The sequence below is a fragment of the Enterobacter cloacae complex sp. SYL003 genome, assembly GCF_049236925.1.
GTDB classification, from domain to species: Bacteria; Pseudomonadota; Gammaproteobacteria; order Enterobacterales; family Enterobacteriaceae; genus Enterobacter; species Enterobacter intestinihominis.
In genome coordinates this window covers 345,654-359,881 of the sequence record NZ_JBMKJK010000003.1, presented here as the reverse complement: position 1 = coordinate 359,881, position 14,228 = coordinate 345,654, and the positions used below count along the sequence as shown (strand labels likewise).

At 53.6% G+C, this 14,228-nt stretch carries 16 protein-coding genes, 1 tRNA gene and 1 pseudogene; 12 read left to right on the top strand and 6 right to left on the bottom strand.

Annotation, left to right across the window (positions count from 1 at the left end):
- Positions 1 to 120 precede the first annotated feature (120 nt).
- Positions 121 to 1,101 (bottom strand): tRNA-modifying protein YgfZ, encoded by a 981-nt coding sequence (gene ygfZ / locus ACOT1A_RS06300; protein ID WP_161177536.1) that lies wholly within the window; start codon positions 1,099 to 1,101, stop codon positions 121 to 123.
- A gap of 294 nt (positions 1,102 to 1,395) precedes the next feature.
- Here ygfZ and sdhE point away from each other — a divergent pair, with 294 nt between their 5' ends.
- Together sdhE and ACOT1A_RS06290 are read left to right on the top strand one after the other, a co-directional pair.
- Positions 1,396 to 1,662, top strand: a complete 267-nt coding sequence (sdhE, locus tag ACOT1A_RS06295) for an FAD assembly factor SdhE (RefSeq protein ID WP_003863437.1) — start codon at positions 1,396 to 1,398, stop codon at positions 1,660 to 1,662.
- Entirely contained in the window at positions 1,643 to 2,053 is a 411-nt protein-coding gene (locus tag ACOT1A_RS06290; protein WP_022649305.1) for a protein YgfX, read from the top strand. Before sdhE ends, ACOT1A_RS06290 begins: the two co-directional genes overlap by 20 nt.
- 1 nt (position 2,054) lies before the next feature.
- On the opposite strand, the gene fldB is transcribed toward ACOT1A_RS06290, so the two are convergent.
- On the bottom strand, positions 2,055 to 2,576 hold the full coding sequence (gene fldB / locus ACOT1A_RS06285) for a flavodoxin FldB (RefSeq protein ID WP_023306886.1): 522 nt from the start codon (positions 2,574 to 2,576) through the stop codon (positions 2,055 to 2,057).
- Between the two features lie 101 nt (positions 2,577 to 2,677).
- Between fldB and xerD the strand changes: the two genes are divergently transcribed.
- The 5 genes from xerD to lysS all read left to right on the top strand — a co-directional run bounded on the left by xerD (position 2,678) and on the right by lysS (position 8,771).
- The gene (gene xerD, locus ACOT1A_RS06280; RefSeq protein WP_003863442.1) at positions 2,678 to 3,574 is read left to right on the top strand and encodes a site-specific tyrosine recombinase XerD; all 897 of its coding nucleotides are present in this window, start codon (positions 2,678 to 2,680) and stop codon (positions 3,572 to 3,574) included.
- A gap of 28 nt (positions 3,575 to 3,602) precedes the next feature.
- Positions 3,603 to 4,316, top strand: coding sequence for a bifunctional protein-disulfide isomerase/oxidoreductase DsbC (gene dsbC / locus ACOT1A_RS06275; protein ID WP_023306885.1), 714 nt, complete (start codon positions 3,603 to 3,605; stop codon positions 4,314 to 4,316).
- 5 nt (positions 4,317 to 4,321) lie between these two features.
- Positions 4,322 to 6,055 carry a single-stranded-DNA-specific exonuclease RecJ gene (recJ, locus tag ACOT1A_RS06270; protein ID WP_022649303.1) on the top strand — a complete coding sequence of 578 codons (1,734 nt, stop codon included), beginning with the start codon at positions 4,322 to 4,324 and terminating at the stop codon, positions 6,053 to 6,055.
- 90 nt (positions 6,056 to 6,145) lie between these two features.
- Positions 6,146 to 7,244 (top strand): peptide chain release factor 2 gene (gene prfB / locus ACOT1A_RS06265; RefSeq protein ID WP_096147815.1). Its coding sequence is split into 2 segments (ribosomal slippage): positions 6,146 to 6,220 and positions 6,222 to 7,244, totalling 1,098 coding nucleotides; the frame shifts between segments, so codons are not numbered across the junction.
- A gap of 9 nt (positions 7,245 to 7,253) precedes the next feature.
- On the top strand, positions 7,254 to 8,771 hold the full coding sequence (gene lysS / locus ACOT1A_RS06260) for a lysine--tRNA ligase (RefSeq protein WP_022649302.1): 1,518 nt from the start codon (positions 7,254 to 7,256) through the stop codon (positions 8,769 to 8,771).
- Between the two features lie 48 nt (positions 8,772 to 8,819).
- On the opposite strand, the gene idi is transcribed toward lysS, so the two are convergent.
- Entirely contained in the window at positions 8,820 to 9,362 is a 543-nt protein-coding gene (gene idi, locus ACOT1A_RS06255; RefSeq protein ID WP_022649301.1) for an isopentenyl-diphosphate Delta-isomerase, read from the bottom strand.
- A gap of 163 nt (positions 9,363 to 9,525) precedes the next feature.
- Here idi and actS point away from each other — a divergent pair, with 163 nt between their 5' ends.
- The 3 genes from actS to ACOT1A_RS06240 all read left to right on the top strand — a co-directional run bounded on the left by actS (position 9,526) and on the right by ACOT1A_RS06240 (position 11,319).
- Positions 9,526 to 10,266: an amidase activator ActS gene (gene actS, locus ACOT1A_RS06250; protein ID WP_023306883.1), complete on the top strand. Its 741-nt coding sequence runs from the start codon at positions 9,526 to 9,528 to the stop codon at positions 10,264 to 10,266.
- 80 nt (positions 10,267 to 10,346) lie between these two features.
- Positions 10,347 to 10,420: transfer RNA gene (locus tag ACOT1A_RS06245), tRNA-Gly, on the top strand.
- Between the two features lie 584 nt (positions 10,421 to 11,004).
- Positions 11,005 to 11,319, top strand: coding sequence for a hypothetical protein (locus ACOT1A_RS06240; protein ID WP_015673660.1), 315 nt, complete (start codon positions 11,005 to 11,007; stop codon positions 11,317 to 11,319).
- Here ACOT1A_RS06240 and ACOT1A_RS06235 read toward each other — a convergent pair.
- Complete coding sequence (locus ACOT1A_RS06235) at positions 11,316 to 12,122, bottom strand: DUF4225 domain-containing protein (RefSeq protein WP_276169906.1); 807 nt, start codon at positions 12,120 to 12,122, stop codon at positions 11,316 to 11,318. The genes ACOT1A_RS06240 and ACOT1A_RS06235 overlap by 4 nt on opposite strands.
- A 241-nt stretch (positions 12,123 to 12,363) precedes the next feature.
- Between ACOT1A_RS06235 and ACOT1A_RS06230 the strand changes: the two genes are divergently transcribed.
- On the top strand, positions 12,364 to 12,780 hold the full coding sequence (locus ACOT1A_RS06230) for a recombinase family protein (protein ID WP_235428713.1): 417 nt from the start codon (positions 12,364 to 12,366) through the stop codon (positions 12,778 to 12,780).
- 150 nt (positions 12,781 to 12,930) lie between these two features.
- Here ACOT1A_RS06230 and ACOT1A_RS06225 read toward each other — a convergent pair whose 3' ends face one another.
- A complete protein-coding gene (locus ACOT1A_RS06225) occupies positions 12,931 to 13,089 on the bottom strand; it encodes a hypothetical protein (protein ID WP_154818291.1) in 159 nt (52 codons plus the stop codon).
- A gap of 81 nt (positions 13,090 to 13,170) precedes the next feature.
- A pseudogene (locus ACOT1A_RS06220) lies at positions 13,171 to 13,409 on the bottom strand (integrase); the annotation flags it as partial.
- 120 nt (positions 13,410 to 13,529) lie between these two features.
- On the opposite strand from ACOT1A_RS06220, the gene ACOT1A_RS06215 reads away from it, so the two are divergent.
- The gene (locus tag ACOT1A_RS06215) at positions 13,530 to 14,228 is read left to right on the top strand and encodes a hypothetical protein (protein WP_046618721.1); all 699 of its coding nucleotides are present in this window, start codon (positions 13,530 to 13,532) and stop codon (positions 14,226 to 14,228) included.

Sequence of the window (14,228 nt, the reverse complement as noted above, 5' to 3'; positions counted from 1 at the left end):
TTCCCCTCACCCTAACCCTCTCCCCGGAGGGGCGAGGGGATTGCTCAGTGCTCGCATTAATTTGTGGGGAACCCTCAGCCCACAGGGAGAGGGTGAATATCAACACCGGGCGATACAGCATCAATCTTCCAGTGAATACGGCAGCGGCTCAATGCTGAGCGTGTTTGCATCATCCCGCACGCGGAACACGCTGTCGGGCTCCATATCATTATTCATGACAACCTGCACCAGCAGGCGGCCATCATCGAGCTGGACGGCGGCTAACACGGTGCCGGTACGGCGCCAGTTTTCGCCCATCTTCATCTCGAGATCTTCACCCGCTTCCGGCACACGGCTGGCGTGACCAGCCAGCGTCCACAGGGCGCGTTTGTTCGCGCCGCGGAATTTCGCACGCGCCACCATTTCCTGTCCGGTGTAGCAGCCCTTCTTAAAGCTGATACCACCCAGCGCCTGGATGTTTGTCGCCTGCGGGATAAACTGCGCGCTGTTTGCCGCGTCAATAACCGGCAGGCCCGCTTCGATGTTCAGCGCCAGCCACTGCTGGCTGTTGTTGAGCTGTGCTTCACCGCGCAGGGCGTCAGTGACGCGTTCCGCCGTTGCTTCGTCGGTTACCAGCAGGAAGCGCTCCGCAGGGTGTTCGAACCACAGAATGGAGGTTTCTCCCTCGCTGATCAGCTGTTTTCCGGCATCCGGTAGCTCGGCAAACAGGTTTTTCAGCGCTGCACGCGCCTGGAAACCCGCTACCCCCAGCAGAATGTGTTCATCGTCCGGGGCGATGGTGACTTTAGAAAAGACCGCGTATTTTTTCAGCTCTTTAAGCTGGGCGTCACGCAGGCTGCGACGCTCAATGAAGGCGAATCCGTCCTGACGGCGGAACAGACGCAGGTTGCTCCACATTTTTCCTTTTGGATCGCAATGCGCGGCCAGCAGATGCTGGTGCTCAGTCAACTGCGCCACGTCCGCCGTGACCTGGCCTTGCAGGTATTTTTCGCTGTCCGCACCAACCAGTGTCGCCAGTGCCCAGTCATCAAGAGTAATCAGCGTCAGCGGCAGACGCGCAGAGGCGGCGGGCTGGCGAGGAGAAAATGGTGTAAATGCCATAGTGATGTCCTGAATTGCTTAACGCTTTGATAATACCTAATGGTAAAAGAGACTGTATTCAATGCAAGCGCTTTCAGCAGGCCATTCGTGCCATTACGCGGTTATGCGTGGCGCTACGCAAAATAGTGTAATCCGCTGTCTTTATAAGGATTATTCAGGAAGCTTGCTCGAGGTTCGCAATATTCCAGTAAAGAAACGGTCAAAAACACGTTACACTAGCAGGTGTTCCCGAAGAGCAATAATGAATACCGAACGGGATACCGACTGTGCCAAACGTAATGCAGGAAACAGAACATGGATATTAACAACAAGGCCCGTATTCACTGGGCGTGCCGTCGCGGCATGCGTGAACTTGATATCTCCATCATGCCTTTCTTCGAGTATGAGTACGACAGCTTAAGCGATGACGATAAGCGCCTGTTTGTCCGTCTGCTTGAGTCCGACGATCCGGATTTATTCAACTGGCTGATGAATCACGGCAAGCCCGCCGACACCGAGTTGCAACGGATGGTGCAATTAATTCAAACACGGAATCAGGAACGTGGTCCTGTGGCAATCTGATCTTCGCGTCTCGTGGCGCTCACAGTGGATGTCCTTACTGCTCCACGGTCTGGTCGCGGCAATGGTGTTATTGGTGCCGTGGCCGCTAAGCTATACCCCTCTGTGGCTGCTTTTGCTGTCGTTTGTAGTGTTTGACAGCGTGCGCAGCCAGCGTCGAATCAACGCCCGTCAGGGTGAGATTAAGCTGCTGATGGATTCTCGCCTGCGCTGGCAGGGAAAAGAGTGGGAAATGATAGGGACGCCGTGGATGCTCAACACCGGGATGATGCTACGGCTGCGTCGGGTCGAGGACAATCGTCGCCAGCACCTGTGGCTGGCAGCAGACAGTATGGATCCTGCGGAGTGGCGAGATCTGCGCCGGTTGATCGTGCAACAGCCGACGCAGGAGTAAATCAGCTGAACTGCTCGGCCATCTCACCCAGAATCTGCTCGCACCAGTTCTGGAGGCGCTCGTCGCTAAGATCGTACTGGTTGGTTTCATCCAGCGCGAGCCCGACAAACAGCTGACCGTCGGCAATAATCGGTTTTTGACTGGTGAACTCATAGCCTTCCGTAGGCCAGTAGCCGATAAAGGTCGCGCCCTTTGGGGCCAGTTTGTCGTGCAGCATGCCGAGTGCGTCAAGGAACCACTCCCCGTAGCCCAACTGGTCGCCCATGCCGTACATCGCAATGATTTTGCCTTCAAAATTGACTGAATCGAGCTGATCCCAGATGGCTTCCCAGTCTTCCTGAATCTCACCAAAGTCCCAGGTAGGGATACCCAGAATCAGCACATCGTACTGCTCCATCAAGGCAACCGCGTCATCTTTCAGGTTATGCAACGTCACCAGTTCCGGGCCAATAATGTCGCGAATTTTCTCCGCCGCCATTTCGGTGTAGCAGGTGCTGGAACCATAGAACAGACCAATATTCATCGCGTAACTATCTCAATTCTTGCTATGACTTTGCGCGTAGTGTACCAGAAACCGATGGCAATCAGGCATAATGGCCAGATTGCAGAACCATAGGGGTTGATGTGGAAAAGGATCTCGCACTCATCGAACAGTTTCTCGACGCGCTGTGGCTGGAGAAAAACCTCGCTGAAAATACGCTTAGCGCCTATCGTCGGGATCTCACTCTGCTGGTCGAGTGGCTGGCGCACCGGGGGCTGACGCTTGAAAGCGCACAAAGCGATGACCTGCAAGGGTTACTGGCTGAGCGGATGGAAGGGGGGTACAAAGCCACCAGCTCCGCACGTCTGCTGAGCGCCATGCGCCGCCTGTTCCAGCACCTTTACCGCGAGAAGATCCGCGCGGATGATCCCAGCGCACTGCTGGCATCGCCTAAACTGCCTCAGCGGCTGCCAAAAGATCTCAGCGAAGCGCAAGTTGAGAGATTATTACAGTCGCCCGCAGTTGACCTTCCGCTGGAGTTACGCGATAAAGCCATGCTTGAACTATTGTATGCCACGGGCTTGCGCGTTTCTGAGCTGGTGGGCCTGACGATGAGCGATATCAGCCTGCGTCAGGGCGTGGTGCGCGTTATCGGTAAAGGGAACAAAGAACGGCTGGTGCCGCTGGGTGAAGAGGCAGTCTACTGGCTGGAGACGTATCTGGAACACGGGCGTCCGTGGCTGCTGAACGGCGTCTCCATAGATGTATTATTCCCGAGCCAGCGCGCGCAGCAGATGACGCGACAAACGTTCTGGCATCGCATTAAACATTACGCCACACTGGCGGGTATTGACAGTGAGAAGCTGTCGCCGCACGTTTTGCGTCACGCCTTCGCGACGCATCTGTTAAACCACGGCGCGGATTTACGCGTGGTGCAGATGTTGCTTGGACACAGCGATCTTTCAACGACGCAAATATACACCCATGTCGCGACGGAACGCCTGCGGCAGCTACACCAACAGCACCACCCTCGCGCGTGAGTGCCGACGAATTGTTACAGGATCATATATGAAAAAGTCTTTAGCGCTGTTCACCCTGCTGGCAGCTTCGGTTTCCGGTTTTGCCCATGCGGATGATGCCGCCATTAAACAGTCTCTGACGAAACTCGGCGTCGCCAGCAGCGAGATCCAGCCAGCGCCGGTGGCTGGCATGAAAACGGTGCTGACCAACAGCGGCGTGCTGTACGTGACCGAAGACGGAAAGCACATCATTCAGGGGCCAATGTACGACGTGAGCGGTGGGCAGCCGGTGAACGTCACCAACCAGCTACTGATGAAAAACCTGAATGCGCTCGAAAAAGAGATGATTGTCTACAAAGCGGCGCAGGAAAAGCACGTCATTACCGTCTTCACCGACATCACCTGCGGCTACTGCCACAAGCTGCATGAAGAGATGAAAGACTACAACGCGCTGGGCATTACCGTGCGTTACCTGGCCTTCCCACGCGCTGGCGTGCAGAGCCAGCCTGAGCAGGATATGAAAGCGATCTGGTGTGCGAAAGACCGCAACAAGGCCTTTGATGACGCGATGAACGGCAAAGGCGTGAAGCCCGCCTCCTGCGATATCGACATCGCTAACCACTACGCGCTTGGCGTACAGTTTGGCGTGAGCGGTACGCCAGCCATTGTGCTGAGCAACGGCTATGTGGTGCCGGGCTACCAGGGTCCAAAAGAGATGAAAGCGTTCCTCGACGAACACCAGAAACAGACGGGTGGTAAATAATTCGCGTGAAAGCCCCGATAAAACTGCGCCGCCGCGATGCGGTTGAAACCGCGGATTTACCAGATACGCTTCCGCTGCTGTTAAAGCGGTTGTACGCCAGCCGTGGCGTGCGTACGGCAAGCGATCTTGAGCGCAGCGTTAAAGGCATGCTGCCCTGGCAAGCGCTGAGTGGCATCGAAAAAGCGACTGAAATGCTCTACGACGCGTTCCGTGACGGGACGCGGATTGTCGTGGTGGGCGATTTCGATGCCGACGGCGCAACCAGTACCGCGCTGAGCGTACTCAGCCTGCGTGCGCTGGGCTGCGATAACGTGGCTTACCTGGTGCCGAACCGGTTTGAAGACGGCTACGGCCTCAGCCCGGAAGTGGTCGATCAGGCCCATGCCCGTGGTGCACAGATGATCATGACCGTGGATAACGGGATCTCTTCTCATGCGGGGGTCGATCATGCCCATGCGCTGGGGATCCCGGTACTGGTCACCGATCACCACCTGCCAGGAGAAACCCTGCCAGACGCCGAAGCCATCATTAACCCGAACCTGCGCGACTGCGATTTCCCGTCGAAATCGCTGGCCGGAGTAGGGGTGGCGTTTTATCTGATGCTGGCGTTACGCACGTTGCTGCGTGATAAGGGCTGGTTCGAATCGCGCGGGATTGCCGTGCCGAACCTCGCGGAGTATCTCGATCTGGTGGCGCTGGGAACCGTGGCGGACGTGGTGCCGCTCGATACCAATAACCGTATTCTCACCTGGCAGGGCTTGAGCCGCATTCGGGCGGGCAAATGCCGTCCGGGGATCAAGGCGCTGCTGGAAATTGCCAACCGCGATCCGCTGAAGCTTGCGGCAAGCGATTTGGGTTTTGCCCTCGGCCCGCGCCTGAACGCGGCGGGGCGGCTGGACGATATGTCGGTTGGCGTTGCGCTGCTCCTGTGCGACAACATCGGCGAAGCGCGCGTGCTGGCCAGTGAGCTGGACGCACTCAACCAGACCCGTAAAGAGATTGAGCAGGGGATGCAGGCCGAAGCGCTGACCCTGTGCGAAAAGCTGGAGCGCAGCGGCGATAACCTGCCGGGTGGGCTGGCGATGTATCACCCCGAATGGCACCAGGGCGTGGTGGGCATTCTGGCGTCGCGCATTAAAGAGCGTTTCCACCGCCCGGTGATCGCGTTCGCCCCCGCCGGGGACGGCACGCTGAAAGGCTCTGGTCGTTCCATTCAGGGGCTGCATATGCGCGATGCGCTGGAGCGTCTCGACACGCTTCATCCGAACCTGATGATTAAGTTCGGCGGCCACGCGATGGCGGCAGGCCTGTCGCTGGAAGAGGCGAAGTTCGACGAGTTCCAGCGTCTGTTTGGCGAACTGGTCACCGAGTGGATCGATCCGTCTCTGTTGCAGGGTGAAGTGGTTTCTGATGGCGAGCTTTCTCCGGCTGAAATGACCATGGAGGTGGCGCAGATGCTGCGCGATGCCGGCCCGTGGGGGCAGATGTTCCCGGAGCCGCTTTTCGACGGACGTTTTCGTTTGCTGCAACAGCGCATCGTGGGCGAACGCCATCTCAAAGTGATGGTGGAACCGGTCGGCGGCGGGCCGCTGCTCGACGGCATCGCCTTTAACGTTGATACCTCCATCTGGCCGGACAACGGCGTGCGCGAGGTTGAGCTGGCCTATAAGCTGGATATTAACGAGTTCCGCGGTAACCGCACCCTTCAGATCATCATCGACAATATCTGGCCAATTTAGCGTCAGTAATCTCTATAAAAAAGGGCGTGGATTCGGTACAATCCCGCTCTTATCACCGCATTTTGACAAGCTCATAAAAGAAAACAGACCATGTTTGAAATTAATCCGGTAAAAAACCGCATTCAGGACCTCACGGAGCGCTCTGACGTTCTTAGGGGGTATCTTTGACTACGATGCCAAGAAAGAGCGTCTCGAAGAAGTAAACGCCGAGCTGGAACAGCCGGACGTCTGGAACGAACCTGAACGCGCGCAGGCGCTGGGTAAAGAACGTTCCTCCCTCGAAGCCATCGTAGATACGCTGGATCAAATGGCGCAGGGTCTGGAAGATGTTTCTGGGCTGCTGGAGCTGGCTGTCGAAGCCGACGACGAAGAAACCTTTAACGAAGCCGTGGCAGAGCTTGACGTGCTGGAAGAGAAGCTGGCGCAGCTGGAATTCCGTCGCATGTTCTCCGGCGAATACGACAGCGCTGACTGCTATCTCGATATTCAGGCAGGCTCTGGCGGTACCGAAGCGCAGGACTGGGCCAGCATGCTGATGCGCATGTACCTGCGCTGGGCTGAAGCGCGCGGTTTCAAAACCGAGATTATCGAAGAGTCCGAAGGTGAAGTGGCGGGTATCAAGTCCGTCACCATTAAGATTATTGGCGATTACGCCTACGGCTGGCTGCGTACTGAAACCGGCGTTCACCGCCTGGTGCGTAAGAGCCCGTTCGATTCCGGTGGCCGTCGCCACACCTCCTTCAGCTCCGCGTTTGTCTACCCGGAAGTGGATGAGGATATCGATATCGACATCAACCCGGCGGACCTGCGTATCGACGTTTACCGCGCATCCGGCGCGGGCGGTCAGCACGTTAACCGTACGGAATCTGCGGTGCGTATTACCCACATTCCAACCGGGCTGGTAACACAGTGCCAGAACGACCGTTCCCAGCATAAGAACAAAGACCAGGCCATGAAGCAGATGAAAGCGAAGCTTTATGAGCTGGAGATGCAGAAGAAAAATGCTGAGAAGCAGGCGATGGAAGACAACAAGTCCGACATCGGCTGGGGCAGCCAGATCCGTTCTTACGTCCTTGATGACTCCCGCATCAAAGACCTGCGTACCGGGGTTGAAACCCGTAACACGCAGGCGGTGCTGGACGGCAGCCTGGATCAATTTATCGAAGCAAGTTTGAAAGCAGGGTTATGAGGAACCAACATGTCTGAACAACAATCACAGGGCGCTGACGCGGTAGTCGATCTTAATAACGAACTGAAAACCCGCCGCGAGAAGCTGGCAGCGCTGCGCGAGCAGGGCGTGCCGTTCCCGAACGATTTTCGTCGTGACCACACCTCAGACCAACTGCACGCAGACTTCGACGGTAAAGAGAACGAAGAGCTTGAAGCGCTGAACGTTGAAGTGTCCGTGGCGGGCCGCATGATGACCCGTCGTATCATGGGTAAAGCCTCCTTCGTGACCTTACAGGACGTTGGCGGCCGCATTCAGCTGTATGTCTCTCGTGACGACCTGCCGGAAGGCATCTACAACGAGCAGTTCAAGAAGTGGGACCTGGGCGACATCCTGGGCGCAAAAGGTAAACTGTTCAAAACCAAGACCGGTGAACTGTCTATCCACTGTACCGAACTGCGTCTGCTGACCAAAGCCCTGCGCCCGCTGCCGGACAAGTTCCACGGTTTGCAGGATCAGGAAGCGCGCTATCGTCAGCGCTACCTGGATCTCATCTCTAATGATGAATCCCGTAAGACCTTCAAAATTCGCTCCCAGATCATGGCCGGTATTCGCCAGTTCATGGTTAACCGCGACTTTATGGAAGTAGAAACCCCGATGATGCAGGTGATCCCAGGCGGTGCCTCTGCCCGTCCGTTCATCACCCATCACAACGCCCTGGACCTGGACATGTACCTGCGTATCGCGCCGGAACTGTACCTGAAGCGTCTGGTGGTCGGTGGTTTCGACCGCGTGTTCGAGATCAACCGTAACTTCCGTAACGAAGGTATTTCCGTACGTCATAACCCAGAGTTCACCATGATGGAACTCTATATGGCGTATGCGGATTACAAAGATCTGATCGAGCTGACCGAATCCCTGTTCCGTACCCTGGCGCAGGATATTCTGGGCACCACGCAGGTCCCTTACGGTGAAGAAGTGTTCGACTTCGGCAAGCCGTTCGAAAAACTGACCATGCGCGAAGCGATCAAGAAATACCGTCCGGAAACCAATATGGCGGATCTGGATAACTTCGACTCTGCGAAAGCGATCGCTGAAAGCATCGGTATTAAGGTTGAGAAGAGCTGGGGTCTGGGCCGTATCGTGACCGAGATCTTCGAAGAAGTGGCCGAAGCGCACCTGATTCAGCCGACCTTCATCACCGAATACCCGGCGGAAGTGTCTCCGCTGGCGCGTCGTAATGACGAGAACCCGGAAATCACTGACCGCTTCGAATTCTTCATCGGTGGCCGCGAAATCGGTAACGGCTTTAGCGAGCTGAACGATGCAGAAGATCAGGCGCAGCGTTTCCAGGATCAGGTTAACGCGAAAGCGGCAGGCGACGATGAAGCGATGTTCTTCGACGAAGACTACGTAACCGCGCTGGAGCACGGCCTGCCGCCGACGGCTGGCCTGGGTATTGGTATCGACCGTATGGTGATGCTGTTCACCAACAGCCACACCATCCGCGACGTGATCCTGTTCCCGGCGATGCGTCCGGTGAAATAAGCCGTTAAGACGTAAAAAAAGCCCCGTGCGTTTATCGCCGGGGCTTTTTTATTGCGCCGCAAAAGCGCTGAGTTTTTCGCGCGCAGTGTTCGCTTCCTGCACCATCCACGGACTAAATGCCCACGGTGTGGCGTCCAGCGCGCGGAAGAGCGCGTCCAGCTCCACCCATTGATACTCCATCACTTCGTCGCTATTGATTGCGAGGGTATTCGTTACGCGGGCGGCATAGACCGGGCAGATTTCGTTTTCAACGATCCCTGAAGGGTCGGCTTCACGGTAGCGGAACGCCGGGGCAACGGGGGTGATGTCGGTGATTTCGGCGCCGACTTCAAAGCGGCAGCGGCGGATAATCGCCTGCTCTGTCGCTTCGTCGGCCTGTGGATGTCCGCAAACGGAGTTGGTCCACACGCCGGGCCAGGCTTTTTTACTTAAGGCGCGCCGGGTAATCAGACATTCTCCGTTAGCGTTAAACAGCCATGAAGAGAAGGCCAGGTGAAGCGGGGTGTGTGACGTGTGCGCGGCGTACTTCTCCTGAGTGCCAATCACCTTTCCCTGGTCATTTACCAAAATAACGTGTTCTTGAATACTCATTGATGCTCCAGTGCCATAATGCTTAATGGTTCAGCACCATCAGCGGAATTATTATACTGCATTCTTATGCGAACGGTTTGGCCCACAGAGCGGAAAAGGGCATGACCCGCATCAGTTTGGGCTGCTATCATAGTGCGCCATTCACGCTGACCGAGGAGCTGTTTTGTTTGCAGGAAGCCTGACGAGAAACCCGATCATTGCCGTTTTCTGCCTGACGCTGACGCTACTTATAGTAGGATGCTCGGGGAGTAAATCTTCGGATATGGGCAGTTATTCCGGTGCCGTCTATACCGTTAAGCGCGGGGACACGCTCTACCGCATCTCACGTGCCACGGGGACCAGCGTGAAGGAGCTGGCGCGCCTGAATAATATTTCTCCACCCTATACCATTGAGATAGGGCAAAAGCTCAAGGTTAACGGCGGTTCCTCCTCAGGGAATAAGTCCTCAACGCGTAAAACAGCCAAAGTGACGCCATCCTATCAGGTGCCTAAATCATCCTGGCCGCCGGTCGGTCAGCGCTGCTGGATCTGGCCTGCAAGCGGAAAAGTGGTTGCGCCGTACTCGCTCTCGGAAGGGGGCAATAAAGGTATTGATATCGCTGCCGCACGCGGCACGCCGGTTTACGCTTCAGGGGCCGGAAAGGTGGTCTATGTCGGTAACCAGCTTCGTGGATACGGTAACCTGATCATGATTAAGCATGGTGAGGACTACATTACGGCATATGCGCATAACGACACGATGTTGGTGAATAATGGCCAGAACGTGAAGGCGGGGCAGAAGATTGCGACCATGGGCAGTACCGGGACGGATACGGTGAAGCTGCATTTCCAGATCCGCTATAAGGCCACGGCCATCGATCCGCAGCGTTATCTTCCGGCGCAGGGCAGTAAACCGAAGTGCTAAGTGATTATTTAATCGCCACTTAGTGGGGTAAAGGCTTGTATGAAGAGGCGTAAGGTCTATAATGCCTTACGCACCTCAAAGCGGGCGTAGTTCAATGGTAGAACGAGAGCTTCCCAAGCTCTATACGAGGGTTCGATTCCCTTCGCCCGCTCCAGTCTCCTTATAAATCAAGAAGTTATATTTCATCAGTTAGTTACGTTGCTCTGCTTTAGCAGGTACAACTAAAACTACCCAATGTTCTATATCCGTACCTGTCGCGTGATAGGTCTGTGGTACAAGGGAACATATCCTCACGCTGGCGGTGGTTCCAGGTTCTTACCGCGATAGTACAACAACGAACAAAAAGCCGCATACCTGGCATAACTCCCGAACAGATTGAACACACGCATTTAAGCCCGATGTGTGGCCCTATGAGCCACGTAAACAGGTGAATAGTGTAGCTACAGATCCGGCTCTGCCAGCGCTTTGCTCACGCTCCGAAAGGTACACGAGCACCCTGATAAGGTGTGATCCCCCTGACAATCTGATTTGGTCACTGGTGACTTTCGCAAAGCGAAACCAACTAGGTTGGCCTGTTGCAGTCGCTATGCTCCGCGTGTTGCTTCTACCACTAACGGGGCTTTATGGCTTCTATTGTCTGAAAGCTGATACATTGCACAAACATCATGTGGATTACTGTAAAGTTCATCACTATGATTATGTGTGCCATTGCCAGTTAAGAAATGCGGAGAGGACAATATGGATGTTACTGATGAGGCTTTGTTGAGTTCTGGCTTTACACCATCGGATTTGAAGAAGATAAAGAACAACGTTGAAAGCTATGGTGGAACGTTGGGGAATGCAATCAGGGACCTGGCTAGGCGATTTATTCTTGCCGTGTGGGTTGTATCCGGTTGCCTTGCTGTATTCATTTTTCTTGTGATGTTCGCATCTGAGCAGAGTGTTTTCTCTGGTGCTATTGGCCTTTCTTGTGGCGCAGCGGTTGCAATTTTTATACAACCGCCTGTACTTGCTTATAAATCTTGGCGATTCTGTAGAGCGAACAAATCTTAATTAGTACTGTTATCAGTAGCCAGAAGATCAAAAATGACTTTCGCTTTGACACCATATCCAGCGATTTTCATCGTTAGCTTAGGCTTGCTCATTGTGTCAACTTTTCGGTAGTAATCACGCGGCAGCCAACGGAATAATCGCCAAGCTCCGGGTTTCCTTGCTAAGCCGAAGATACTATAGACACTCGCCCCTAGAGTCACCGTATTATAAAGAGCTAATCCACTTTTTGGGCTAAACCCCATAAATTGCGCGGTCTCCATTGCGCCATCCGCAAAAATTCCTTCCGATTTGGATTGTTCACCATAGCGAAGATGGCTTGCTTCTTTTGTTATACCGTTAATACCATCAACAAATAAAACTGCTCCTGCAAGAACTCCAACAGGGGTCATAGTGGACATCATAACCATCCCACCAAATAATGCTGCTCCAGATACCACTATATGGATTGCCGAAATCACGTATCCGACGATTTTATTGTTTTCCCTGACAAATTCGACCTTCGCGTAAAGCTGTGCGGCTTTGGTTCTTAACAGGCGTTCTTGTTCTTGTAGATTATCTGTTTCAGCACGCAGATTTTTGATGCATGCAATGCATTCTTCATCGGTTTTGGCCCGTCGTGCAGTTTCAAATTCTTTATCTACAACCTGTTTTATCTCTTCGACAAACTTGATACGTGTAAGACCATCTTGCAAATAGAATGCTGACAGCCGGTTTGCTGTTTCGACTAGTTTCCGGGCCTCCAGATTCACCATGGTATCTGACCATGTTCTGTTCCAGCCCCTGTTAAGCAACGCAATATCCATTAAAGACTCCTTTCCAAAATGTGTCTGGTCATTTTACGTGCAATAAGGTCGAAGACAACAGGAAATACTTACACAACCCGCCCCCCGTAGGTGTCCCGTCTCTTTATCCTCCCAGTTTACATCCTCCTGCTTAAAATATCCCCGGCTCTATTATAGATCCGCTGAGTGGATCGATTAGCCGCCTAATAATCTCACTGGATCTGCATGAAATATCCTGGTGTTATCACTGCGTTACACTACTTTGCTTGCGTTGCAATTTGCCTCGCTTTATTACAACAGGCGAAACGCTGTCTTCCTGTGCCTTTGCCGTAACACTGCTGACTTGCTGGCAATGGTTGAGCGGTTAACAGAACGGGGTGTAGTTGTTCAGTTCCACAAAGAGGATTTTAAGACCGGGAAGAACTCTCCAGCAGGTAATAAGATGCTGACCGTACTGGCAGCAGTCGCACAGATGGAACGTGAAACGATGCTGGAGCGCCAGCGTGAAGGTTACGAAGCAGCAAAAGCCGCAGGCAGGATCACCGGACGGGGCAAAGGTCGCTCTATTGATCGTGAAGCCATTAAAGCAGAACTCGCAGCAGGTAAAACCATTCGTGCAATCGCAGAAAGCCACAACGTCAGCACCAGAACAGTCATGAACATTAAGGCCGAAGCCTGAACAATTCTGAGAATTTGTTATTGACTTCTTCATGTACTTTGATGGTTTTTTGAATTCGATCTGGTGCTGTATTTCCGCTGCTTAATTCTTGGTAGTTCAAAGTATAATATGCAAGTTGTATTACTGATGATAAGAAACTATCAAGAGCATTTATATATTGCATTGTTGCATCATGTGCTCTGTCCCTATTTTTTGAGACAACCACTCATTAACCTTTCTCCTACCAAAAAGAACGCCCCCAACCACACTAACCGTTGTGACTGCATTGGAAGCGATAGAGATAACGTTATCCCATGCTTGTAAATCCATGTTCCTGCACTCTCCTGTAGTGAAAGGGGCAGGGCTTGTCCCTTGTTTTCATTCTAAATTACCGTAACTTACTAACTCCACTTACTCCGATAGCTCCTTCATCCCTGGGCCTTTGCTATAGGTTCTGAATGCTTCAGTTTTCGCTTTCTGTTCGGTGTGTCCGGTAATGGCTCCGATACGTTGTTCTGGCACCCCTGCACGGTCTAAGCAGGTGATGAACATTCCCCGTAAGCTGTGGGCAATGTGCCGCCACGAAGCCGGGTGAACTTTTGGCTGTACCACGGACCTCGCTTGTCTGACATAACCCTGATGATGTCGCTCCGCTCCGATTGGTGCTGTATCACCAATCGGGCATTAGGTTCGCTATTGTCTGCCAGTCTGGACTGGCTTAAAAATAGGCTATAACATTGGCAACATAAATCTTTCAAGGAGATGAAAGGATGAGCACCAGAGCGGAGATAAAGGATGGTGCGCAGTTTGACGTTTTGCGAAGGGGTGTCGTTTATACTGAGGTGCTTGGCTGGGTTGACATGGGGCACGCTCGGGGTAGTGATATCATGGAGCTTAAAAGCCAGTTTATCGCGGGGGAGCTTAGCGGCAAACCTTCCTACATGGTGATGTATCGGCAGGACATGCACTTTGTGAAATTCAACTCACAATTCGGTGTAGGCAAGTTCTCTCGCTGGGAGATTAAACGTGGCCGGAGTACCGAAGATATTAACAGAATCATGCTGGCGATGATGATGAACACAGCAGCTCGATTTGAAGGCTTGCAAAGCCTGCGGGCTTTCTCTTGGTACACTGATAGTGGCTTTAGTGGTGAAGACTTGGTTTCTGATCTGTTCGGATTCCATCGAGCTATCATGCCAGGACGGTACGGATACCGCCTTAAACCTGTCAGTTATGATGCCGCCGTTCGTCGCTGGGATCATTACGGTGCTATTGGTTCCCATAAAAACCGTGGTTTCCGTCCGATTCTGTTCCCTGACCCGGAAGATCCGTGTGTGCGTCACCAGCCGTACACGGTGAACCTCCCGCATTTTATGACATGGCTGAAGCCGTGGGACGATTTCAGCTCTGGTAATGTCAAAGTTATTACAGACAATGGGACGTCACTTGGGTACACAGGGGTGAAGTGA